This window comes from Photobacterium kagoshimensis (assembly GCF_050337045.1).
Classification (GTDB): domain Bacteria; phylum Pseudomonadota; class Gammaproteobacteria; order Enterobacterales; family Vibrionaceae; genus Photobacterium; species Photobacterium kagoshimensis.
In genome coordinates, this window is the sequence record NZ_JAKJSO010000011.1 from 212,030 (window position 1) to 237,346 (window position 25,317).

A 25,317-nucleotide genomic window follows, 5' to 3' on the forward strand; every position below is an offset into this window, starting at 1 on the left:
CTCGCTATTGCTCCAAAGAGCGGAATTTCTCACGCAGGTGATTACGGATACCAATCGCTGTTAAGTTCAAGCCAATGATCACTGTGACTAACAAAAAGGAGGTGGCATAAACCAAGGGTCTCGCCGCTTCAACATTCGGGCTTTGAAAACCCACATCATAAATATGATAGCCAAGGTGCATGAACTTACGATCTAAGTGTACGTACGGGAAGTTACCGTCAATCGGCAATGTCGGTGCCATTTTCACCACCCCGACTAACATCAAAGGTGCAACCTCGCCAGCTGCACGGGCAACCGCCAAAATTAAGCCCGTCATAATAGCAGGACTGGCCATAGGTAATACAATCCGCCACAGTGTTTCTGCTTGCGTGGCGCCTAATGCTAACGAGCCATGACGCACTGAGTTAGGAATACGGGCTAAGCCCTCTTCGGTCGAGACTATCACCACAGGCAAGGTCAAGATCGCCAAGGTCAAGGCTGACCACAGCACGCCAGGCGTACCAAATGTAGGGGCGGGTAATTGGGCAGAGAAGAACACATCATCAATGGTGCCACCCACCATGTAAACAAAGAACCCCAAACCAAACACGCCGTACACAATCGACGGCACACCCGCGAGGTTGATCACTGCGACTCGAATAATTTTAGTGAGCGCATTTTTGCCTGCGTATTCGTGAAGATAAATCGCCGCCATCACCCCCAACGGCGTCACAATCACGCTCATTAGCATCACCATAAAGACAGTGCCAAAAATAGCGGGAAAAACACCGCCTTCAGTATTAGCTTCTCGCGGATCATCACGCAAAAATTTACCAACTTGGTGCCCCCAATGTTCAAGCTTCCCAGCATAACTGAGGTTATTGGGATACCAAACATCCAACACCTGCTCAAGCGGCAAGGTAACATTTTCACCTGTCATATCCCGCACCACTAGAGCATCACTTTCAAGGCGAGCCTGCAATGCAAACAAGTGTTTTTCTAACACTAAATACGCTTGATTTAGCGCATCACGTTCGCTGTTAATGCGCGCTTGTTCGGCCTCTGTCATGGTGTTCGCGAGTACTTGTTTACGCTCTTCGACCCGCAAACTCTCAAGCTGCCAATTAATATGGCTAAACTCTTCTTGCTTAATACGCTCTAGTTCTTGGCGAATCAATTCCGCTTGCGCCAGCCCTGCGGTCAATGCACTGATCGGCAGCACTTTGCCATCATCAATATAGCTAACAGGGTAACCATAAAATTTGCCGTTTTTATCACGATCAATCACCGCTATATCATTCGCGAGGCTTTGCTGCTTGATCTGGCTACCTAAAATGGTCATGAAATCGAGTCCAACCCGCTCGCGGTTCCCCACTTTGATCAAATAGCGCGGTTCGTGTGTATCTGTCATCGCAGAAGTATCGACCCCTGCATCTTGCAGTTGAGTAACAGGGATCATTTTGCGTTCGTACACTTCACCAATCACGGTTTGTGGCTTGCCATCAAGGCTAATATCAAACTGATAAACAGGCGCAGGCCAGAAGTAGCTAAGCCCCTTCCAGCCAATTAATAACAATAGTCCTAATACCGCAATTAAGCTTAAGCTTACTGCGCCAGCCGTTAACCAAATCCACGGCGAGCCAGATTTAAACCACTTACCCATTCATTCTCTTTCTTTACTCTATTAGTTTTACAGTGAACTGTATTTATCGCGTAAACGCTGGCGCACCAGCTCTGCGATGGTGTTAAAAAAGAAAGTAAACACAAACAACACGAATGCGGCGAGGAACAGCACGCGGTAATGTGAGCTACCTACTTCAGATTCTGGCATTTCAATCGCAATTGTGGCTGATAATGTGCGTAGCCCTTCCAGCACATTCCAATCCATGATCGGCGTATTACCCGTCGCCATTAATACAATCATGGTTTCGCCAACCGCCCGCCCTAGCCCCATCATAATGGCTGAAAAGATCCCCGGACTGGCCGTGAGTAACACCACTCGTGTAAGGGTCTGCCAATGGGTCGCACCCAGCGCCAACGAACCACTGGTTAAATGGCCTGGTACGGAAAAAATGGCATCTTCTGCGATCGAAAAAATAGTCGGAATAACCGCAAAGCCCATCGCGATACCAACCACCAAAGCGTTACGTTGATCGTAGCCAATTCCCAATTCGTTACTTAAGAAAATGCGCGCATCACCAGCAAAGCAAATAGTTTCAACCATAGGGCCAAGTGCAAAACAGCCATACACCGTCAGAATAATAATGGGCATGAGTAATAAAATATGCAGGCCGTTGGGCAAACCGTTAACCCAACGATCGGGTAATGCCGACCATAAGGCGCCTACCATAAAAATCATGAGTGGGAACATGACTATACTCAGCATAATGCCGACCAAGTTACTCTCAACGATGGGCGCGAGCCAAATACCCGCCAAGAAACCAAGGATCACCGTAGGAAGCGCTTCCATAATCTCAACCGTTGGTTTTACTATGCTACGCATTTTCGATGACATGAAATACGCAGTATAAATCGCGCCCGCCAGTGCCAGTGGTATCGCAAAAAACATCGCGTATAGCGCCGCTTTCAAGGTACCAAATACAATCGGCACTAGGCTTAATTTGGGTTCAAACTCATCACTGGCCGAAGTTGATTGCCACACATAATCCGATTCTGGATAGCCCTCGTACCACACTTGTTGCCACAAGGATGCAAAGCTCATTTCAGGGTGAGGGTTTTCGACCTCAAAGATTTGCCAATTATCATCTTCCACCACTAAAAGCCGATCTGCGCGTGGAGAGATAGCCATCACCGACGAAGAAGGCGAAAACGCGTTCACCACTTTCTTTGACTCAAAAACAGGGGATTTCGCGGTCGCATAGAATGCCGATAACGTACCGTTCTGCTGCCAAGTAAAGAAGCTCTTACGAAAATGTTCAGGCGCTACCTGAGTCACAGGGCTATCAGACAAAGGAAAATCGCGGATATGAGTGAGTGACCACTTACCGTCATTCAGCACTTCAAACCATTGTGATACATGCTTATGGTCCGTCGTGATTAGCAGGGAGTTGGCCCCCGACAGTAAATTCACATCTGTAATGGTGGCGGAATCCGCGGTAACAGTCACCACCTCACGTAAACGTGCAAAGGTATTATTTTCATCTTTATCGAGTGCAACCACAGCCAATTGCTGAGCCAGTTGCAGATATAAGGTGCGGCCATCTGGCGTTAGTGCCATCCGCTGGACATTGTTAATGATGTAAGTTGGGATGGCTGAAAAATCTATCGCTTGCTCAGACCATTGCGAGACTTGTTCTTGCAGTGAATTTCGCGGTGCAGACAAGCGTAATCCAACCAAGCGTCGATCATCAGTTACCCCAACAATGATCCCTTGTTGCCGTTGTACGGTCAGTGCTAATAGCTCAAGTGCCTGACCATTAGGATCAAGCTGCAACGCGGCTTTACCAAGAGGATAATCAATACTCGGCACTTGCTGCTTGGTTGTGCCTGTGAAATGCGTTTTAACATTAGGGGTAACCACAACCACACCACCGTTTGCAGTACCATAGGCAAAAAGCTGATCGCGCGGTAACGAATGGGCAAAAGCGGTAGGCTGCGAAACAATTAATAAATGTTGTGGGGATAAATTCTGTGGCGGTAAATCAGACAGAACATCTGATGACGCAGATGGCAAAGAGACAAATTGCAATTCCCCCTCGCTACCAAAGCGATAAGCCAATAAATTCTGCTCTTCTATCCCGACCGCTAACGTGCGATCTTGCGTTGGCACCACAAAAGACGTTTGTGGTTCAACAGTTACAGGTTTAAAGCTAGGTAAAATGACATACAGCAGGTAGAAAAAAATCAATACCAACATCAGTAACACAGAGATCCCACCAGCGATTACGCCTATACGCACCATCTTGTCTTTTACGCGACGGCTGCGGCTTTCTCCGATGAACAATGTGCTGGCGTCTGCCATTTTTACCTCTAACCTAGTTTTACGTAATAGAATACTATTTCTTTTAGATGACAATTATGTGACAAGTCAATCTGCGATGCATAAAGTCTGTCATTTTCAGCAGGTTATATGCCACTATGCTGGCATAAAATTGCAATAGCCGACGTTTACCCTTCGAAATATACTTTGATGCTCAAGTTAATCACCTGAAAATGGTGTCTTTCTTCAACGACTCTGGACAGATCCTTACTCGCCTCTGATAATGAGATCGTGTACATTTTTTAACCGAAGAAGGATATTCGTATGAAGCATTTAGTGATTACCGTGATTGGCAAAGATCGCCCAGGCTTAGTTGAGCAACTTTCCGATGTCGTCTATAGCAATCACGGTAACTGGTTGAGCAGTAGCCTGAGTAAACTCGCAGGCCAATTTGCAGGGATCCTTCATATCGAAGTCGCCTCACAACACCTTGGCGTGTTACGCGCTGCATTATCTCAAATCGACGCACTTCAGATCCAGATAGTTGAAGAACAAAATGAAACCCAAGCTGCGGCACAGTTACATCATTGCTGTGTTACCGCCAATGATCGCCCAGGCATTGTCAACGATGTCACGACCCTATTGAGCCAACTCGGCGTTAATATCGACAAATTAGAAACAAACACCCAAAGTGCACCCAATTGGGGCTATCCTATTTTTACGGCCCACTTCGACTTAGAGCTACCACCCGCTCTCGGGTTAGATACAGTGCAACAAGAGTTAGAAAATCTTGCCGATGATCTGACGGTCGATTTTGATGAAAGCCTTGTCGTCAGCTAACCAGTATTTATTATCAGCCACAGCATAGGATCTCCATGAGCACTGACACTCTCTATCTCGATAAAGAACTGAGCTGGCTTTCTTTTAACGAACGCGTGTTACAAGAAGCCGCTGACAAATCAGTTCCATTGATAGAGAGGGTGCGTTTTTTAGGTATTTTCTCAAGCAATACCGATGAGTTTTACAAAGTCCGCTTTTCCGACATCAAACGTCGGATCCTGATCAATCAAGAACAAGGCATTGATGACGGCGCTAAACATCTGCTGAGTAAGATTCAGAGCCGCGCCCTCAAAATGAACCAAGATTTTGATGCGCTTTATAGTGAGATATTACTTGAGATGGCGCGTCGCCATATTTTTTTGGTCAACGAACAGCAAATCGATGATCACCAAAAACCTTGGCTGCGCCGCTATTTTCGTCACAATATCTTACCGCATATCACACCGATCCTGATCACCGATGGCATTGATTTACTGCAATTTTTAAAAGATGAATATTCGTACCTAACCATTGAAATGCGCCACCATAACCACACCCGTTACGCCCTGATCGAAATTCCGACCGATCAGTTACCACGTTTTATTGAGTTACCCGAAACCAAAGACAAACGCCGAAAAACATTGATGTTGCTTGATAACATCATTCGTTTTTTCCTTGATGATATTTTCTGTGGCTTATTTGAATACGAAAGCCTCGCCGCGTACTCCATGAAAATGACCCGCGATGCCGAGTATGATTTAGGGCAAGAATTCGAGCAAAGCTTACTAGAACAAATGTCAGAAGGCTTAAAGCAACGCTTAACCGCCATGCCAGTCCGTTTTGTTTACCAACGTGATATGCCAAGCGATATGATTAACGTACTCAGTGATTTACTCAAAGTCTCCAACTTCGACAGTATTATTCCTGGTGGACGTTACCATAACTTCAAAGACTTTATTGATTTTCCAAACGTAAGCCGAAAGTATTTAGAAAACAAACCACTACCTCAAATAGAGAGCGTGCACTTTTCACAATATCGCAATAGCTTTGATGCGATAAAAGCCCAAGATATTTTGCTGCACTACCCGTACCACACATTTAACCACATGACAGAGTTTGTTCGCCAAGCCTCGTTTGATCCAAAGGTTCGCAGCATCAAAATCAACATTTACCGAGTGGCTAAAAACTCACGAATTATTGATTCAATGATCGATGCCGCTAATAACGGTAAACGTGTGACTGTCGTGGTTGAACTGCAAGCGCGCTTTGATGAAGAAGCCAATATTGAATGGGCACGCCAACTTCGCGAAGCGGGCGTACACGTTTTATTTGGCGTACCAGGGCTTAAGATCCACTCTAAATTATGCTTGGTGACGCGTAAAGAGGGGGAGCAATTCGTCCGTTATGCTCACCTTGGAACAGGCAATTTCCACGAAAAAACCGCCCGTATTTACACTGATCTTTCTTTGTTTACCTGCGATGAAAACATCACCAATGAAGTTCGCCAAGTCTTCGCCTACATCGAAAACCCCTATCGTCCTATCGAATTTGACCACTTAATTGTGTCACCTAAAAACTCACGTGCCCGCTTGTACGATTTAATTGATCGCGAAATGGCGCATGCTAAACAGCAGTTACCCGCCAGCATCACTTTAAAGGTAAATAATTTGGTCGATAAAGGACTCATCAATATGCTGTATCAGGCCAGTAATGCTGGCGTATCGATAGCTTTAATTGTACGCGGTATGTGCACCTTAGTACCCGGCATCAAAGGGATCAGTGAGAACATTCGCGCCATCAGCATCGTCGATCGTTTTTTAGAACATCCGCGGGTCGCCGTGTTTGCTAACAATGGCGATCCCGATGTGATTATCTCTTCGGCTGACTGGATGACACGCAATATCGATAATCGTATTGAGGTCGGCTGTCCGATTTATGATCCCAAATTGAAGAAAAAAATCATCGATATTCTCCAAATCCAACTCACTGATACCGTAAAAGCGCGTATTCTTGATAAAGACATGAGTAATCAGTACGTCGCCCGCGGTAACCGCCGTAAGGTTCGCTCTCAGATGGCCATTTACAACTACTTGAAATACAGCGAGCGGCAACTCAAAAAACAAGCAGAAAAAGCGATAATCAAGCATGACAGCACTCAACCACTCGTCTCCGCGTGAAATTGCCGCCATTGATATTGGCTCGAACAGCTTTCACATGGTCGTTGCTCGTATCGTCGGGCAAAGCTTGCAAATCATCAGCCGCCATAAACAGCGGGTTCATCTCGCTTCTGGGCTTGATGATCATCAAAACTTAAATCAAGCCGCTATTCAACGCGGCCTAAATTGCTTAGCCATGTTTGCAGAACGGCTACAGGGCTTTGAGCCTGAGAACGTCCGCATTGCTGCCACCTACACCCTGCGTCAGGCACGCAATGTGCATATTTTTCTCAAGCGTGCTGAAACCATTATTCCCTACCCGATTGAGATCATTCCCGGTACCGAGGAAGCCCGTCTAATTTATTTAGGCGTCGCCCATACCCAACCAGATAGCGGTCAGAAGTTAGTCGTTGATATTGGTGGTGGTAGTACCGAATTGGTCATAGGCGATAACTTCACCCCGCAATTGGCGTACAGCAAACACATGGGATGCGTCAGCTATAACCAGCACTACTTCAAAAAAGGCAAAATCAGCGCCAAAAACTTCAATGCCGCTCAACTTGCAGCTCAACAAAAAATTGAAAGTATTGCGACCAAATACCAAAAGTGCGGCTGGCAAACCGCCATAGGTTCTTCAGGCACCATCAAAGCCATTCGCGAAGTCTTGATCGCCAAAGGGCATAACGATGGCGTGATCACTGCGAAACGCCTGCAATGGCTTGAAGATCAATTATTATCGTTCAAGCATAACGATGATATAGAGCTTGAAGGGCTCAGTGAGGACAGAAAACCTGTGTTTGCAGCTGGCGTTGCTATTCTCAGTGGAGTGTTTAAATCACTCAATATCGATGAGATGATTTTCTCTGACGGGGCATTGCGCGAAGGCTTACTATACGAAATGGAAGCGCGCTTTCGTCATAGCGATATTCGCACCCGCACCGCTGATGCAATGGCACTGCAATACCATATTGATACCGCCCAAGCAGAACGGGTTAAGCACACCGCAGAAACGATTTATGACCAAATCGAAGCGCACCCTGGTTTAGCAAAATCAGAATTACAGCCATTACTGAGCTGGGGCGCATTACTTCATGAAGTTGGCCTGAGTATTAGTTACCCCGGCTTTCACCGCCATTCGGCTTATTTGCTTCGTCACAGCACTATGCCAGGTTTTAACCTTGAGCAACAAACCGTGCTGGCCACCTTGGTACGCTTCCAGCGCAAATCACTCAAGCTAGAAGAAATGCCCGTTTTGAGTATTTATAAGCGTAAACATCTTTACCCTTTGATCCGAACCCTACGACTTGCGGTTGCCCTCAATGGCCAGCGCACCGATATCCCCTTGCCCAAAATGTCAGTGGCCTCAAATAAAGAGGCTTGGACTTTGACACTGGAAGACGGCTGGGAGCAAGACAACAAGCTACTGGCGGCGGATTTACGTAGAGAACAAGAATATTGGACGAAAGTAGGCTGGGAATTAGCGATCACACCACTCACTGGTGATCCTGACAGTGCTGATGATTAAGACTTATCTTGCAAAACAACAACGTCAGCATGATGCTGGCGTTGTTATTTATACGTATTTATTGATAGGTATTAATCAGGTTTTAGGTTTTAGGTGCTAAGCCTAACCGTGCTAAATCCTCTAACACCACCTGAGCAGGCACTGGAATATAACCGTCTTTTTCCACCACTTGCTGCCCTTGCTGCGACAAGATAAAGCGGAAAAACTCCGCTTCCATCGGCGCCAATGGCTGGGTCGGATGCTTATTAACATAAACATACAGGTAGCGGGCTAGCGGGTAAGCCCCTGAAACTGAATTTGCGACCGTGGCTTCGACATAATGGGTGCCCTCTCGTGCAACAGGAATAGCACGAATCCCCGTGGTTTGATAACCAATACCTGAATAGCCAATCGCATTTAACGAAGTGGATACCGACTGCACCACAGATGCGGAGCCCGGCTGCTCATTGACGTTATTACGAAAATCACCGTGGCATAGAGCGCGCTTTTTAAAATAGCCATAGGTCCCCGACACCGAGTTACGACCAAACAATTGCAAAGGCCTGTCCGCCCAGCGACCTGTTAACCCAAGCTGGGACCAACGCTCGATAGGCTGCGTCGCACCGCAGCGTAGGGTTCTTGAATATACGGCATCCAGCTGTTCAAAATTAATGCCTTTTAAGGGATTATCTTCATGGACAAACACCGCCAATGCATCAATGGCAACGCGGATAGAAGTCGGCTTATAACCGTATTCCTGCTCAAAAGCTTCCACTTCACGTGCTTTCATCATCCGACTCATTGGCCCTAGCTGCGCCGTCGCTTCCGTTAACGCTGTCGGGGCAGTTGATGAACCTGCGGCCTGTACTTGAATGTTCACATTAGGATAAAGACGCTTATATTCTTCGGTCCAATAGGTCATTAAGTTGGCAAGTGTGTCTGATCCTACCGATGACAAATTCCCCGAAATTCCCGTGACGCGCTGATAGCGTGGCAGTTGTTGCAGCCGAACGGCTTGATCTAAAGCCGCATCTTGAGCCTGATTTTGAGCAAGATCTTTCACCTGCGGTGGGGCTGCTTGTTGAGTAGATATCGATGTTTGTTCTGCTGTCGATGCGTGTGCACTCACTACCTGCGCCATGCAGCAACACGCTATCACACCAGAGCGCGTTATCACCTTAACAAGCGTCTTCGCTTTTAATTGCATGACTCAACTCCAACCTCTCCAAAGAAACGACAAAAGCGATCACAGGGTGATCGCTCTATGATGACGGCTAAATTTTAGTATCTAATTATTAGTACCTAATTTTTAGTGCCTAGGTCTAATGACTATGCCGCCTGTGAGGCCAACCGACTTGGTAGAGTAAAGGCAAAGGTAGAGCCCTCTCCCACTTCACTGGTGATCTCTAACTGCGAGTCGTGGTGACTCAAGGCATGTTTAACAATCGCTAAGCCCAAGCCACTGCCACCGGTCTCACGCGAGCGCGCTTTGTCTACCCGATAAAAACGCTCGGTTAAGCGGTGAATATGCTGCAGTTCAATACCCTCGCCGCTATCCGTGACCTCTAAACGAGGCCCATCTGACGATTGATACCAGCGAACGGTAATCGCCGCATCATCAGGTGTGTGTTTTACCGCATTGTAAACCAAGTTAGAAATCGCACTGCGTAGCTGATCATCATCGCCAAACACATGCAGCTTATCATCCACATCAAAAATGAACTGATGGCCACGATCACCACTTAACGATACCGCTTCTTTTTCTAAAATTTCGAGCATCGCAGGGACATTAACCACTTCTTCAAGCTCAATGTTTGGTGCCGCTTCAATTTTAGACAGCGTAAGCAGTTGTTCCACCAGCGAGTTCATTCGAACTAGCTGTTCCGTCATCACCCCGTGTGCTTTACCCCACATAGGTCCAGCCAAGATCTCAGGGTCTTTCGACATTTCAAGATAGCCTTGCAGTACCGTCATTGGGGTACGCAATTCATGAGAAACATTCGCGAAGAAGTTACGGCGCATGCCTTCAAGTTGCTTTACCTGAGACACATCACGCACGACCATCAGGTATTCACCCTCGGTGTAGCGCATAATACGTAGCTCTAGAGTGCGGTCATAATTAAACGGCGCGGTAATTTCGAGCGGCTGTTCAAACTCTTGCTTGGCAAGGTAACGAACAAAATCAGGGCTGCGCAATAAGTTACTGATCGGTTGACCCGCATCATCAGGCCAACGAAACCCTAAAAGGTGCTGAGCAAGCTTATTACACCACACGATGTTGCCTTCGCTGCGAAACACCACCACAGCATCTGGCAGCGATTCAGCACCATTACGGAAACGGCGAATGATAGTGGCGAGCTCTTTACGGCGGCGACGATTACGTTGCTGCAAACGGTAGATGCCATTGAACAATGGCTCCCAGCTACCCGAGCCAGAAGGTGGGGTTAAACTGCGCTCTTTCCATAGCCAGTTCGACATTTTTAATTGATGATGAAAATGCCATAGCAGCTGTAGCCATGTACCAACCAGTAGAAACCATGACATAGAAATGGAGTCAAAAATCAGCCCGAGTACCACCCAAGGCAAATACATGAGCAGCAGTTCCCACACCATTTTTTTCCACGACAAGCGTTCAACCATGTTTACCTCAACACCGCGCATCGAGATAAATACTGAACCCTATCTACCCTTTGCGGCTATTTACTCTTCGTAATTATTAACTAAAGACGCGTCGAAAAACGGTAACCCGCACCACGTACCGTCTGTACCATTTTATCGTGACCATCAGGCTCAAGCGCTTTACGTAAACGACGAATATGCACATCTACTGTGCGATCTTCGACGTATACATTGGTGCCCCACACATTATTCAACAACTGTTCGCGGCTATAAACACGCTCTTGGTGCGTCATAAAGAAATGCAGCATTTTAAATTCAGTTGGGCCCATGTCTAACGGTGCTTCATTCGAGGTCACACGGTGAGAGACAGGATCCAGTTTCAAGCCATGGACATCAATCACATCATCTAAGGACGTTGGTGATACTCGGCGCATTACCGCTTTTAAACGTGCCATCAGCTCTTTCGGTGAGAAAGGCTTAGTGATGTAGTCGTCGGCACCGACTTCTAACCCACGGACTTTATCTTCTTCTTCACCACGTGCTGTTAACATAACAACCGGGATCTGGCGTGTCATTTCATCACGCTTGAGGTGCTTGATGAGGTTGATGCCCGAACCACCCGGTAACATCCAATCGAGCAGAATAAGTTCAGGGTACGGTTCACAAATTTTTTCAAGCGCGCTGTCGTAGTCTTCAGCTTCAATTGCTTGATAACCTTTTTGCTCAAGTACAAAGCACAGCATTTCGCGGATGGGCGCTTCGTCTTCTACAACAAGAATCCGTCTTACCATAGTGATCTATTACCTAATTGTCGTTTGCTGTCGTCGGCGTCATTATCAGGGTTAATTATGACACTTTTGTGACCTACTGTAATAAAAGTCATCGTCACGATGAAAGCTTTAATTAAGGTCTCAATGAACATTGTATGATGTAAGCAGCATCAGCCATCTATGCTAATGCTACATTACAAATCAATCAATTAGAGACGATAAATCGCAACTATCCTCGAATCGCAATCTGACTGCGACCGCCGCCCATGGCTTCCACCGCCACTTGCACACCGATACGTTCCACCAGCGTACCGACATGAGAAATCACGCCAATCTGACGACCATCGGCTTGCAGCGCATCCAAGCAAGCCAATGCCATTTCAAGGCTATCAGGATCGAGCGTACCAAAGCCTTCATCAATGAAGAGTGAACCAAGCTGACGGGTATCCGCCGCCAGTGAAGCCAGCGCTAATGCCAAGGCTAATGAGACCAAGAAACTTTCGCCGCCAGATAAGGATTCAACACTGCGGACTTCATCGCCCATATCGTGGTCGATCACTTGCAGTGCCAGCGGACTATTGGGCACAGGCTGCAACGCATAGCGTGGCGCTAAATCGTGCAAATGTTCGTTGGCCAATACCACCAGCTGCTGCAAAGTTAACCCTTGTGCCAAGGTGCGGAACTTATTGCCGGTCGCCGAACCAATCAGTTCGTTCATTTGTAGCCACAGCTCGGCTTGTTCTTGCTGAGTGATCAGTTTTTGTTTCAAACTCCCCACTTGCTGTTCGGCTTTTTCAGCATTATCAATCTGCTGGCGGAGCTGGAATACCTGCTCTTCTTGCGCTGATTTCTCGCTTTCCCACTCGGCAAGTTGCTCGCCTTGCTGAGCAAGATCATCGGCAAACTCATGTTCGCTAAACCAAGCTTTCGCCGCCAATAGCACGGGTTGGTGCTCAACCAAGGCTTGCTCACGTTCGACCAATAACGTCTGCGCTGCCGAAACCGCTTGCTCAATCGCTTTTAGCTCGGTGCGTTCTTGGCTGAGCCACACATCGTCTTTATTTAAGAGTTCAATCAACTGGGCTTCATCAACTACCAACTTTTCTAACCATTGCAGCCATGTGGCTTGATGGGTTTGAAGCTCTTGATCTGCATCCAACTGCTGTTGTTTGATATTTACCACATGAGTATTGGCTGCGGTTAATGCATCCTGGACTTGACGTAATTGCGCTTCAACCTGACTCAGTTGAGCACGCTGCTGCTCGAGTGATGATTTATGGTTTTGTTCCAATGTCACAATGGCTTGTTCACCAATCAGCGCACAACGCTGTTGCCATAGCTGCGCTATCGTCTGATTGCACTGCTCCAGCACTTTTTCAACTTGTTGCTGCTCATCCTGCACTTGTTTCAACGCCAATGCTTGAGTCGCAAGCATAGGTGCGAGTTCATTTAACTGTTTCTCAGCTTGTTCCTGTGCCTGCACCTGCTGATGATAATGCTCCACCGCCTGCTGCAACTGCTCAAGGTACTGGGCTTCACCATGCTGGCGCAGTTGTTGTAGCCATTCATCGCTGCCATAAACATGGTTTAGCGCACTATCACGGGCGTGTAAGATTTCTTGCTGCACGGCACTTTGCTGTTGCAGTGAATTGAGACGTTCTTGCCACTGAGTCGTACGCTGGTTGTGCTGACTTAGGGTGTCTTTTAGCGCACTTTCTTGCTGCTGAATGTTTTGCAATATTTGCTGCTGTTGACGCACCTTATTCATTTGAATTTGGCGCTGATCTAACTGTTGCTGTATGGCTTGGTAAGCGCTAAGTAGCCCTTCAAGTTGCTGTTGCCACAGCTGTTGCTGATCAGTTAACACAGCACGATTGGGGCGGTCTTCACTCAAGACTTCAAACTGCTGTAAAGCCAGCACGGCTCCCTCTGCGGTTAATGCTTGTAGCAGCTCATTATTCTTAACCAGTGGCGTAATAAACAAGGGCTGCAAACGCGTTAACTCATTGCCTAACTCACTAATGCGTTGCTGAATTTTCGGTTGCTGTAGTTGTAATGCATGGGCTTCACTTTCCAGCTGTTGTAACTGCTGCTGCAAGGCGGCGACGTTTTGTGTTTGCACAGCGAGCACACTGTCAACCAAAGGCTCATCGCTGGCATATGGATGATCGTGCGAACCACACAAGGGGCAGGCGGCATCAGGTTGTAGCTGAGCGCGGTAATCATTCAAGCTCAAGACAGCGCGGCTTTGCTGCAAAATGGTCTCAGCTTCTTGATGACGGAGCTTCAAGCCTGCAATATCAGGCTGGAGTAACGTTAAGCGTTGCTCTGCACTCTGCTGTTCATGGCATTGCTGCTGGTATTCATCAAAACGCGTTTCAATTTGTGCCAGATAGCCTTCACTTTCTCTCAGCGCTGCCATCCCGCTGCGCACGTCATCGAGTGCCTGCTGATGGTGCTGTAATTGCTGCTGATCGGCCGCTTGTTCGGCAGCTAGCTTATCAAAATCAAGCCCCGCTAATTGGCTTTCACTTTGCTGGCGCTGCACTTGAAGATCCGTTAATTGCTGATCAAGTGCCACTTGCTGGGCTTGATGATCTAACTGATCTTTTTCGATCTGCTGTTTGTCTTTACTCAAACTACTCAACTGACGGTGCGCGGCCAAATATTGGCTTAAACTGCTCTGCACCGCATCGTATTGCGCCGATACCTGCTTAATGATCTGTTGTTGCTCAAAGAAAATCGCCAACTGTTGCTGACGCTGCTGCAACTCTTGCTGCTGGTGCTGATTAGCACCCAACAATTGCTGCTGCTCCGCCACTTGACTGGCAAGTTGCTGTTGCTCTTTTTGTTGCTGTGCTAGTTGCTGGCGGTGTGTCTCTACCTGCTGATCAAAACGTGCCGCTTCTTTTAATTTCGGCTCAAGTTGCAACCAAGCTTGTTCAACATCCGCTAGCGCTTTCTTTGCTTGCTCAACCGTTGTCAGCACAGTATCAGCATGACCTTGTTGCTCACTCACACTCAGCTCTGCCTTAGTCAAAGCGGAAACCAAGGTGGTAATACGTTGCTGTACTTGTTGCAGCAAGACATAGTCACCGCGAGCGGGTTGGGCTTTTTCTATCTGTTCGAGTTGCTGATAACGCGGCTTGGCTGCCTCTTGTTGTTCTGTCGCTGCCAATAACTGCTCTTTGGTGGCACTCACCCGTGATGTCAATTGCTGTTCAGACACCACAGCTTGTTGATGCTGCTTGAATACTTGAATATTCGTGTTCAGTTGAGTGAGCGCTTGTTTTAAAGCGGCCAGTTGTTCGTTTAACGCTTGCTTGTCTTCATCAGATAACAGCGCAATATCACCCAGCTGTTTTTGAAGCTGTTCTAACTGCTGTTTTTCTTCACGCGCTCGCTCGTATGCCGCGACTGACAAACGGCCATAAATTTCACCGCCCGTCATACGCTCTAACAGCGCAGCACGCTCATCAGCGCCCGCTTTTAGGAAAGCCGCAAACTCCCCTTGTGGCAACATCACGGCACGACGAAACTGCTCGAAACTCAGGCCAATCAAGCGTTCTATTTCAACTTGAAGTTCTTGCTTCTTCCCTGCAAAGCGCTGACCCGTTTCGATGTTTTCGAGCCACTGCTCCGAGGCTTGAATACGGCCATCAGCACGGCCACGCGCACGACGTACATGCCAGTGGGCGCGCCAGTAACTGCCATCGTTGGCGACAAAGTCCACTTCGGCAAAACCTTCCGCTTTGCCGCGCGACAAAATACTGCGGACATCATTGGCTTTAATGCGGCTGTTATCGTTATCTCGGCCGATTTCGGCATCGTTTTTCTTGTTGGCTTGCAAGCGAGGAATACGGTCGTAAATCGCTAAGCAAATGGCATCCAGTAAGGTGGATTTACCCGAACCTGTTTTACCAGTGATCGCAAATAAGCCACTGTCGCCTAAACGACCATTGGCAAAATCAATCTCAAAGCTCGATTGAAGGCTGGCAAGGTTCTCACCACGTAACGCTAAAATTTTCATTATTTAATTCCCAGCCTACTTATTGTGCCGTATCGCTTTCTTCAACTTGTACCAGCAAAGATTCAAACGCCCCCGTCATGGCAGTGCTTGGTTCACCTTCATACTTTTTCGCCCAGCTCAGCGCAAACACTTGCTGAGGCGACACTTCAGACAATCGACGCTGATTGAGCGGGTTTTCCTGCTCGGTTTGCTGATAATGCGGGGTAATTTTGGCCAGACGTACCGCTTTGCCATCTAAAGCTTGCAGTACTTTTTCTCGCAGCAAAGCTTGTGGTTGATCCAGCAGCACATGCACTTCTAAAAAGGGTTGCTGTTCACGTGGTAGCGCGTCAACCTCAAGCGCTTTAAGGGCATTAATCACCTCATCCAGTGGGGCGGGTTTGGTGGGTACTTTGAGCATATCAACCGTACGCGGGATAAAGATTTGTTCAATATCACTCACCTGTGAACCCGATAGTTCAGTGATCACCACTTGGTGTTTATAGTCACGTTCCGACATGGATAATGGCAATGGCGAGCCGCTGTAGCGAATATGCTCTTGCTTAGCAACACGCTGGGCTAGGTGTAAATGCCCCAACGCGACATAGCTAATATCATCGGCAAAAATAGAGGCAGGCAGTGCATGCTGGTTGCCACCTAATACGCGGCGCTCTGACATTTCAGACAACTTGCCCGACGCCATGTACGCATGCCCCATCCCAATCAAAGCTTGCTGATCGGTACAGCGCTCACGGGCAGCCGCTGTCATTTCGGCGTATAAGGTTTCAACCCCTTTGATTAAGCGGTCATCATCATCTTCTAGCGCTTCCGTACGTAGATCGGCACTGCGCAAAAATGGCACTGCCAGCACCCAAGCCGTTTGCTCACCACTGTGGTTAGTCAGTGGCACCAGCATACGATCGCAATCTAGTTCACCATCTTCATGGCGATGGATCCCACCGACCATGTGCAGATCAAAGGCTTTGAGCAACTCATGAGGCGCATCCAGTTTGCTTGGCGAATCATGGTTACCACCGATCATGACCACATCAAGCTGCGGCATATTTTTCGCCAGGCGCGCCAAGAAACGATAAAGCATCCGCCATGCACTTGCAGGCGGGTTTGCGGTATCAAAAATATCTCCCGCCACCAATAAGGCATCAATGTGGTGCTGCTCTAAGGTATCAGCTAACCAATCAAGAAAAGCTTGATGCTCATAATCACGGCTATACCCGTGCAGTTGATGGCCGAGATGCCAATCAGATGTGTGGAGGATTTTCATAACAATTTTATTCACGCTACCCAGTGATTTACTGCTGTCGATTGTAACCCACTGGCTTTAAGAGCAAAGCGATAAGCCAAGGAATTTGCTAAAAACCACAGCAAACAAATCAGAAATACAATAAGATTGGCAACCTAATGCCCAACCTAGGATTTGAAGCAGCCATGATGTGGTTTAAAAACATACTGACCTATCGCTTTACTCGCGAAATCGACCTTAATCCAGATCAACTTGAAAAGCAGTTGGAAGAATTCCGCTTCACGCCTTGTGGAAGCCAAGACCAACACAAATTTGGCTGGGCGCACGCGTTAGGTAAGCACGGTGATATGTTTACCCATGTTGCAGGTGACAACATTCTGATTTGTGCACGCAAAGAAGAAAAAATGCTGCCAGCTTCAGTGATTAAAGAATCAATGAACAACAAGATCGAGATGCAAGAAAAAGATCTTGGTCGTAAGCTGAAGAAAACAGAAAAAGACACCATCAAAGATGAAATCGTGATGGACTTGTTGCCACGCGCCTTCAGCCGTCACTCTCAAACTTACGCCCTGATCATGCCAAAGCTCGGCTATGTGATTGTGGATGCAGGTAGCTTCAAAAAAGCAGAAGACATGCTAGCACTACTACGTAAGTCTATTGGTAGCCTGCCTGTTGTGCCTGTTACACCAGAAAAACCAGCTGAACTCACCATAACAGAATGGGTACGTTCAAATGCAAGCCCAACTGGTTTCACTATCGGTGAAGAAGCTGAATTTAAAGCCATGCTAGAAGAAGGCGGTGTGATCCGTTGTAAACAGCAAGACTTGAGCTGTGATGAAATTCTGGCACACATTGAAGCAGACAAGCTGGTAACTAAGCTGGCGCTAAACTGGCAAGATCGCATCGACTTCATCCTTAGCGACGATCTATCAGTAAAACGTCTGAAATTCAGCGATGAATTAAAAGATGAAAACGAAGACATTGACCGCGAAGAAGTGGCAGCACGTATTGATGCTGATCTGTCACTGATGTGCGGTGAATTCTCGGCGTTCTTACCGAACCTATTTGAAGTACTGGGCGGTTTAGAAGCCAAAGAATAAGGCACTCGCCACGTTCAATCTCTAAGCAAGGCTGCCCACAGTGGTAGCCTTCTTTTTATCTAACCCCTCAGAGCCAAACAACGGCTCTCTATTTACGGTGTGAATCACGCAAATAACCTCCTCTCTCGCCTCTACTTGATAACACTTCGCAACACCACACCAAATCTGGCCGCATTTCTATACTTATATTGCCTTTGTGGGCGAGTTCACAGTAAAATCGCGCCTCCTTCCGCATCACTAGGTGATTGCGGCCTGATTTGCAATCAGACACAGAGAATTATAGAGCTATGTTTAAACCTGAATTGTTATCCCCTGCCGGTAGTCTTAAAAACATGCGCTACGCATTCGCGTACGGTGCAGATGCAGTCTACGCTGGCCAGCCACGTTACAGTCTTCGTGTTCGTAACAACGAATTCAACCACGAAAACCTAAAAATCGGTATCGATGAAGCCCATGCTCAAGGCAAAAAGCTTTACGTGGTATGTAACATTCAGCCGCATAACTCGAAACTAAAAACCTTTATTCGCGATCTTAAGCCTATCGTCGATATGGGCCCAGATGCCCTAATCATGTCCGATCCTGGTCTTATCATGATGGTACGTGAAAACTTCCCTGACGTTGTTATTCACCTATCTGTTCAAGCGAATGCTGTTAACTGGGCAACCGTTAAATTCTGGTCTACTCAAGGCGTTGAGCGTGTGATCCTTTCTCGTGAATTATCACTAGAAGAAATCGAAGAGATCCGCGAAAACTGCCCAGATACCGAGCTAGAGATTTTCGTACACGGTGCACTTTGCATGGCGTACTCTGGTCGTTGTCTGCTTTCTGGTTACATCAACAAACGCGATCCAAACCAAGGTACTTGTACTAACGCTTGTCGTTGGGAATACAAAACTGAAAAAGCGACTGAAAACGATGCTGGTCAAATCGTTGAAGTACAAGACGCTGCTGCCGTTCAAATGCAAGATGCACAAGAGCGCCCAGACAACACGCTTGGTCTTGGTAAACCAACAGATGAAGTTGTACTACTGAGCGAAAGCCACCGCCCTGAAGAAAAAATGGCGGCATTTGAAGATGAGCACGGCACTTACATCATGAACTCAAAAGACCTACGCGCGGTTCAGCACGTTGATCGTTTGACCAAGATGGGTGTTCATTCACTGAAAATCGAAGGCCGTACTAAGTCTTTCTACTACTGTGCACGTACTGCGCAGGTTTACCGTAAAGCGATTGACGATGCCGTTGCAGGCAAAGAGTTTGATGCTAGCCTAATGGGTACGCTAGAGAGCCTAGCACACCGTGGTTACACTGAAGGTTTCCTTCGTCGTCACACTCACGATGCATACCAAAACTACGACTACGGCTACTCAATTTCTGATTCTCAACAGTTTGTGGGTGAGTTCACAGGTAAACGCCGTGGCGATCTAGCTGAAGTTGAAGTGAAGAACAAATTCGTTGTTGGCGATAGCCTAGAAGTAATGACACCAAAAGGTAACGTTATCTTCAGCCTTGAAACAATGGAAAACCGTAAGTCTGAAGTCATCGATGATGCAAAAGGTAACGGCCACTTTGTCTTCATCCCGGTACCGCAAGATATGGATCTTGAGTTCGGTCTACTGATGCGTAACCTGAATTCAGGTCAAGACACGCGTAACCCGCACGCACAACAAAACGGTTAATCAAGGTTATGGCGTTATTCATTACCGATAAATGCATTAACTGTGACATGTGTGATCCTGAGTGCCCTAACGAAGCGATCACCATGGGCGACTCAATCTATGAGATTGATGTCGACCTTTGTACAGAGTGTAAAGGCCACTACGACAAGCCAACGTGCCAGTCGGTGTGTCCTATCACAAACTGCATTATCGTTGATCCTAACCATGTTGAGACTGACGATGAATTACTCGAAAAGTTTGTGATTATCCAAGGGTTAACCTAAAAGCTCGCCTTGCTAAGCAACAAGGTTAAACACAAATAGATTCGATAAAAAAGCGCCGCTGGGCGCTTTTTTTGTATCTGCTATATCAGTTATTTATCAATAGCTTACCCCAGAATAGGGCACTACTTTAATAAAGCCATGCACTGCGCTGGCGGGATCTTAACGGGTTTCTTTTTCTTGGTGGTATTTTTCGCAGTCGTTTTATTCTTGTCCGATTTCACTTTCGGTTTGGGTTTCCAAGACGCAAGCTCAGCCCCACAACCATCCCCCGCAGGCGGGGCTTTTTGCGCTTTACAATTATCACTGCCTTCGGGGCAATGTAAACGCACATGAAAGTGATAATAGTGCCCCCACCACGGGCGGACTTTTTGCAGCCAATCGCGCTGTTTCCACTCGCGTTGACACAATTGCTCTTTGATCACTGGGTGAACAAAAACACGCGCAACCCGCTCATCCGCAGCCGCTAACTGCACCAGCAATGCTTGCTTATCACTCCAGTTCGCTTTATTAATTTTATAATCTTTGATGTGAACCATAGGCAATGGCTGCGCTTCAACCAAGGCATTTTTATCGAGCGGCTTATCGGTAATTTTTAACCAAATATCGGCATCTAAGCCCGTTTGGTGACTCGCATGACCCGAAGAAAAGCGACCACCTCGCGGCATCGCAATATCGCCGACCAGTAAATTACCAAGCTCCAGTTCGTTCACTTGTTTCGATAGCTGTTGCAGAAACACTATCATCGCTTGATGGCCATAGTAGCGACCACGATGAGAGCGGATCACCTGATAACCATCGCCTTGCAGGGGGAGCGCTTCACCGCCTGCCATACAGCCATTGCTGTAAGTTCCTATCGCCTCAGAATCACCTTTGCTGGGTTCGCTGACTTTCTCCCACGGGCTTGCTACAACTGGCAAAGAGATTAATCCAAAGCCGAACAATAAGCATGACAGTAACACGATTCGAAACACAAGCCGCCCTCCATGGTTCACGCAAATTGAGCGTGGCGCTTGGATATAGCATAGCAGTCCTAACTTGCGCCCATTAAAAAAGCTGCACGAGGCAGCTTCAAAAAATATCCGATAAATTCAGGGGGATTACTTCATTTGTTGGTCTAGGTTCAAAATTGTCAGGGCATTACTCACGCTGGTTGCCAACACATCAACAACACCAGAACGTAACGCGCCTAACAAGGCTAACGCTTTACTGTTTTCTGCCGCCGTCACCACCACAGTAGGAATGTTACGTAGCTCTTCCATGCTAAGACCAATCACCCGATCGCTCATCATGGTATCGGCTTTATTACCTTGGCTATCAAAAAAATCATAACCTGCAATATCGCCGACCACGCCTTTACGGATCCGTGCTTCAACAATTTCTTGTGGTGTAAACCAGCCCAGTTTAACCATGTGGCTGTTCTCGTTCATATCACCCACGCCAACCAAAGCAACATCGGCGCGGCGAGCACGATCTAGGGTTTCTTTGACTGTGCCATTTTTCATGAAGGCTTCTTTTACCGTTATATCTTCCACATAGGCAGGGGCATATAAGGTCTCACTGATCCCATCGTATTTCTTCGCCAGCTGACGACAGATATGATCGGCGTTAATCGCATTACCTGAACGGTGCGTACCACCAATACCACACACAAAACGACACTTACGGTGCGGCACTACACCGACATGGTTGGCGATAGACGCAATGTTACGTCCTTGCCCCACAGTCACCACCATATCATCGGTGAGGATTGAAGACAGGTAACTTGAAATCAGGCTCGCCACTTGCTGACGTTGGCTTTCGTCATCGGGTTGATCCAGCGCAATCAAGGCACGCTTCAAACCAAAGCGTTCTACCAACTGCTGCTCCAGTTTTTCACTAAACACAGGGTGGTATTTCACTGTAATTTCGACCACACCTTCATCACGTGCACGGCGTAATAAGCGGCCGACTTTGGCACGCGACATCCCAAACTTTTTAGAGATCTCTTCTTGGGTCGCGCCTTCTTGGTAGTAAGCAATCGCAATTTCAGTCAGTTGGTCACTGTCGACATGGGAGGATTCAGGCTGTGTGGTCATTACAGGATCTATTACTTAAGAATCAATATGTTCATCATACAGAGATGCATCAAATCAGGCGAGACGTAGATCAAAACAGCAAGTAGAAAATAGCGCGTACAGCGAAAATGGAGATAATCAACTTATCGCTGAACGCTTCTTTACGGCAGTAAATGGCACATCGAAAGCCATAGTTAACACTTTGATTTATTGATATATATTAGCTTGTACAGCTTTTGGTGCATTGGAACCCAAAAGCTTCATCACATGGTTTGTATACTCGTTACTGTTAATTTATAGCTAATCAAACTCACTGTACTTCGAGATGATGGTTTCTAACTTAACAGCTTGATTTTCAGCCCTACGATCTTGCCAACTAACTGAAACCTCAACCTTCTTCATCCCAATGGCTGGCAAATTGTCTTTTACAACAACCGTACGCGTAGCATTTTTATTGCCGAGCAAAACAGTATCTGTGCCATTCACAATCGAATCATAAGCAATAGTACCGCCCGCTGCGCTTTGAGAGCGCGTACGATAAAGCTCTAGCTTTTCTTCGGCGAAGTGCAGTGCATCTAATGTATGTAATGCATTTTCTGACCTTACATCCATATAGGTCTGCATTTTAATGAGGCCCAGTATAGCCACAGACATCACAACTAATGACAACAGCACTTCTATTAAACTCGAGCCTTTTTGATTAGAAGTCATTCCATGATCCTTTTAACCATTTAACCTCACCGCTACTACCGCCACCAAATTTAGAGAAGTGCTTTCCATTATAATTAATGACTGATGACGTTTCTAAAAGTGCATTTTGAGATGTGTATTTACCATTTTCTATATGTTTAGCATCCAATATGATGCCACCACTAACCCATAATGAACCACGCTGAAAGTAACTTGCTTTCTTAACATTTTCACCAAAGTTTGATGGTATATGGCTTAATTGAGCATAAGCTTGGCTATCTTTCCAGTCATTAAAGTTAACCTTATAATCAAGGTTATAATGAAAAATTATACCCTGAAATTTATTATCAACTTGCGCATTATTATTGGGGTAAATAGAGAATAATCCGTCATGAACCATTATCATTACACCATCGATAGACGGCGAATTAGATAAAGCAATAATTTCATTAAATTCTTTACCCGTTATATCACAATGCCCTTCAACCCATACAGAATCATGTCCTTGGTCCATTGCTGACTTAATTGCAGCCCCACACCCCTTAAATCCATTGTATTTATTAGTTCCTGTACCGGGTGACGATTTAGATAAAACTATATCAAACTTTGCATCTCGTACTTTATTATGTTCTACATCACTCACACCAAAAAAATCAGCAAAAGGGCTCATATTTGGATCATGAACAACATCTTGCAATAAGTTATCTCCGCCCCCACTATTTGTCATATGAGTCGATAAACAATCTTTACCTTTACGGTTAAAATCATCATTATTAATATGAGATAAACCTCTATTTGTAAAAGCACCAAAAGGTTTGAACTCACCACGATACTTAACTGCAATACACTCCCAACCAACACCTGTTTCTTTACCTGGATCTGGCTTCTTAATTTCTATAGAAGAATGGGTGTACATATTAGACCCAGTCTGAAGAACACCCGACGAGTTATTAGTAGAATTAACAACAACAGTTCTTTCTATCGTTTTATTTGCACGACCAGCATGATTTGCAGAAAGGATAAAATCTGAACTTGAAGGTATTTTTGTTGCTTTTAATGTAATGCCTAACTCAGAGTTACAACCAGAGGGAAAGAAGCCAGACATGTCTGCATTGGTAGGGTTTGATGAATTTTTCATGGTTGAATAACCACATTCTAATCCCCCCTCAGCTTTCCAATGTGCTTGAGAGGTTAATACTTCATTTTGCGTTCTCTTGATTTGATAGTAAGTGTTTTTATACGATGCTAGTGAGAACAGCAACGATGCGACTGCTACCATTGATGTTACTAATAAGGTGATTGCGCCTCTTTGCTTATTCATTATCCCCAATTCCTAGTCTGGATAGTGACTGATTTTTTATTTGATATTTGGCTACCGACACTAGATACATCGATATCTAACGTAATTAGCTGACTGGTAACACCACCTTTTGTAATCATCTTTGTTTTTATATCAAAAGCATTCACATTGATTTTTTTATAATCAAAGATAGATTTGCCATTTTTGCAAAGACCATTTACGTCAATGGTTGAAGTTTCAGACGTTAAAACATTTAATCGATTATTACTTTTATAATACGACCGATAATATTTTTTCGTTCCATCGTAATAACCGTAAGAAATACAATTTGCGATGGCTGGCGGTGATGGAGATAGATGCACAACCATCGATGGGTCTGTCCCTGTGATCACAAAGCTAGAGCCCATGCCTTCATTGTAGCCCGCCCTAACAATGTCTTCTTTCATCATTTTTAATGTGTCATTTAAATCTTGAGCGACCATTAATTCCAATGATCGTTGAGAGTTAAGTTTATATCCAGATAAAAATACCGACGATACAAAACCTAAAGCTATCAAGCTAATTGTTGATGCAACCATTAACTCGATTAAACTATACCCGCTATTTTTCTTAACTGCAGATACCATAGTTATAGCCTCCAAGCTCAGAGCATGTATAAATCCGTCCAGTAATGTTACTTACTTTTACTTTGATATTTTCAGTATTGTTTTTTGTGTTAAATATCAAACTGCCATTTTGTCTTGGGCGACCAGTTAACGAGCTAAAATCCACGCTTGTTTTTTGAAAGGAACGAGAGACAACGACACCGTTAAAATCAGTCCCATTAATATTAGCGATAATATCATTTGTTGTTTTATCCATAGCTGTAATAGACCACTTCGATGTGCTATCACTGGCTTTTTTAGGAATGTTTGAAAAAACCACAATAACATCATTACTGCGCATTACTGATTCTGATTTAGATAAAACAAATAGCCATTCGATTTCTGTAGCTAAGCGTTTTAATTTTTCTTTTTCGATTAAATTAGAAAATGCTGGAGCAGCTGAGCTCATAAAAATAATAACTACCGAAATGGTAATCAACAACTCAATTAAAGAAAACCCGATAACTCGCTTATGTTTATGCATCTCTCACTCCATGATAAACATTAATTCGCGATCCATAACGCAATCC

General features: G+C 45.9%; 19 protein-coding genes. 6 read left to right on the plus strand and 13 right to left on the minus strand.

Going from position 1 to position 25,317, the window contains the following annotated elements; genetic code table 11:
* Positions 1-4: 4 nt before the first annotated feature.
* Both pstA and L4C35_RS08750 read right to left on the minus strand, forming a co-directional pair.
* A complete protein-coding gene (gene pstA / locus L4C35_RS08745) occupies positions 5-1,642 on the minus strand; it encodes a phosphate ABC transporter permease PstA (protein ID WP_428462525.1) in 1,638 nt (545 codons plus the stop codon).
* A 27-nt stretch (positions 1,643-1,669) separates the two neighbouring features.
* Positions 1,670-3,961, minus strand: a complete 2,292-nt coding sequence (locus L4C35_RS08750; RefSeq protein ID WP_428462526.1) for an ABC transporter permease subunit — start codon at positions 3,959-3,961, stop codon at positions 1,670-1,672.
* Positions 3,962-4,243: 282 nt separating this feature from the next.
* Here L4C35_RS08750 and L4C35_RS08755 point away from each other — a divergent pair, with 282 nt between their 5' ends.
* From L4C35_RS08755 to ppx, 3 genes are read left to right on the plus strand one after another with little or no spacing between them, the layout of a single operon-like run.
* A complete protein-coding gene (locus tag L4C35_RS08755; RefSeq protein WP_428462527.1) occupies positions 4,244-4,759 on the plus strand; it encodes a glycine cleavage system transcriptional repressor in 516 nt (171 codons plus the stop codon).
* A gap of 35 nt (positions 4,760-4,794) precedes the next feature.
* Positions 4,795-6,915 carry a polyphosphate kinase 1 gene (ppk1, locus tag L4C35_RS08760; RefSeq protein ID WP_428462528.1) on the plus strand — a complete coding sequence of 707 codons (2,121 nt, stop codon included), beginning with the start codon at positions 4,795-4,797 and terminating at the stop codon, positions 6,913-6,915.
* Complete coding sequence (gene ppx, locus L4C35_RS08765) at positions 6,884-8,419, plus strand: exopolyphosphatase (RefSeq protein WP_428462529.1); 1,536 nt, start codon at positions 6,884-6,886, stop codon at positions 8,417-8,419. The genes ppk1 and ppx overlap by 32 nt, the downstream gene beginning before the upstream one ends.
* 82 nt (positions 8,420-8,501) lie before the next feature.
* On the opposite strand, the gene L4C35_RS08770 is transcribed toward ppx, so the two are convergent.
* The 5 genes from L4C35_RS08770 to L4C35_RS08790 all read right to left on the minus strand — a co-directional run bounded on the left by L4C35_RS08770 (position 8,502) and on the right by L4C35_RS08790 (position 17,078).
* The gene (locus L4C35_RS08770; protein ID WP_428462530.1) at positions 8,502-9,605 is read right to left on the minus strand and encodes a PstS family phosphate ABC transporter substrate-binding protein; all 1,104 of its coding nucleotides are present in this window, start codon (positions 9,603-9,605) and stop codon (positions 8,502-8,504) included.
* A 122-nt stretch (positions 9,606-9,727) separates the two neighbouring features.
* Positions 9,728-11,038, minus strand: coding sequence for a phosphate regulon sensor histidine kinase PhoR (gene phoR / locus L4C35_RS08775; protein WP_428462623.1), 1,311 nt, complete (start codon positions 11,036-11,038; stop codon positions 9,728-9,730).
* Positions 11,039-11,118: 80 nt separating this feature from the next.
* On the minus strand, positions 11,119-11,808 hold the full coding sequence (gene phoB / locus L4C35_RS08780; protein ID WP_048898076.1) for a phosphate regulon transcriptional regulator PhoB: 690 nt from the start codon (positions 11,806-11,808) through the stop codon (positions 11,119-11,121).
* Between the two features lie 208 nt (positions 11,809-12,016).
* Positions 12,017-15,817: an AAA family ATPase gene (locus L4C35_RS08785; protein WP_428462531.1), complete on the minus strand. Its 3,801-nt coding sequence runs from the start codon at positions 15,815-15,817 to the stop codon at positions 12,017-12,019.
* 19 nt (positions 15,818-15,836) lie between these two features.
* Positions 15,837-17,078, minus strand: coding sequence for an exonuclease SbcCD subunit D C-terminal domain-containing protein (locus tag L4C35_RS08790; protein ID WP_428462532.1), 1,242 nt, complete (start codon positions 17,076-17,078; stop codon positions 15,837-15,839).
* Between the two features lie 167 nt (positions 17,079-17,245).
* Here L4C35_RS08790 and rdgC point away from each other — a divergent pair, with 167 nt between their 5' ends.
* The 3 genes from rdgC to L4C35_RS08805 all read left to right on the plus strand — a co-directional run bounded on the left by rdgC (position 17,246) and on the right by L4C35_RS08805 (position 20,099).
* The gene (gene rdgC, locus L4C35_RS08795; protein WP_428462624.1) at positions 17,246-18,157 is read left to right on the plus strand and encodes a recombination-associated protein RdgC; all 912 of its coding nucleotides are present in this window, start codon (positions 17,246-17,248) and stop codon (positions 18,155-18,157) included.
* Positions 18,158-18,444: 287 nt separating this feature from the next.
* On the plus strand, positions 18,445-19,836 hold the full coding sequence (trhP, locus tag L4C35_RS08800) for a prephenate-dependent tRNA uridine(34) hydroxylase TrhP (RefSeq protein ID WP_428462533.1): 1,392 nt from the start codon (positions 18,445-18,447) through the stop codon (positions 19,834-19,836).
* Positions 19,837-19,844: 8 nt separating this feature from the next.
* The gene (locus tag L4C35_RS08805) at positions 19,845-20,099 is read left to right on the plus strand and encodes a YfhL family 4Fe-4S dicluster ferredoxin (RefSeq protein WP_428462534.1); all 255 of its coding nucleotides are present in this window, start codon (positions 19,845-19,847) and stop codon (positions 20,097-20,099) included.
* Between the two features lie 122 nt (positions 20,100-20,221).
* Here L4C35_RS08805 and mepA read toward each other — a convergent pair whose 3' ends face one another.
* The 6 genes from mepA to L4C35_RS08835 form a co-directional block, all read right to left on the minus strand.
* The gene (mepA, locus tag L4C35_RS08810) at positions 20,222-21,070 is read right to left on the minus strand and encodes a penicillin-insensitive murein endopeptidase (RefSeq protein WP_428462535.1); all 849 of its coding nucleotides are present in this window, start codon (positions 21,068-21,070) and stop codon (positions 20,222-20,224) included.
* Between the two features lie 126 nt (positions 21,071-21,196).
* Complete coding sequence (locus tag L4C35_RS08815) at positions 21,197-22,174, minus strand: sugar-binding transcriptional regulator (protein ID WP_048898072.1); 978 nt, start codon at positions 22,172-22,174, stop codon at positions 21,197-21,199.
* Positions 22,175-22,453: 279 nt separating this feature from the next.
* The gene (locus L4C35_RS08820) at positions 22,454-22,864 is read right to left on the minus strand and encodes a type IV pilus modification PilV family protein (RefSeq protein WP_428462536.1); all 411 of its coding nucleotides are present in this window, start codon (positions 22,862-22,864) and stop codon (positions 22,454-22,456) included.
* A complete protein-coding gene (locus tag L4C35_RS08825) occupies positions 22,854-24,164 on the minus strand; it encodes a hypothetical protein (RefSeq protein WP_428462537.1) in 1,311 nt (436 codons plus the stop codon). Before L4C35_RS08825 ends, L4C35_RS08820 begins: the two co-directional genes overlap by 11 nt.
* Positions 24,164-24,769 (minus strand): PilW family protein, encoded by a 606-nt coding sequence (locus L4C35_RS08830; RefSeq protein ID WP_428462538.1) that lies wholly within the window; start codon positions 24,767-24,769, stop codon positions 24,164-24,166. The genes L4C35_RS08825 and L4C35_RS08830 overlap by 1 nt, the downstream gene beginning before the upstream one ends.
* Positions 24,753-25,271 carry a pilus assembly FimT family protein gene (locus tag L4C35_RS08835; RefSeq protein WP_428462539.1) on the minus strand — a complete coding sequence of 173 codons (519 nt, stop codon included), beginning with the start codon at positions 25,269-25,271 and terminating at the stop codon, positions 24,753-24,755. The genes L4C35_RS08830 and L4C35_RS08835 overlap by 17 nt, the downstream gene beginning before the upstream one ends.
* Positions 25,272-25,317: the final 46 nt, after the last annotated feature.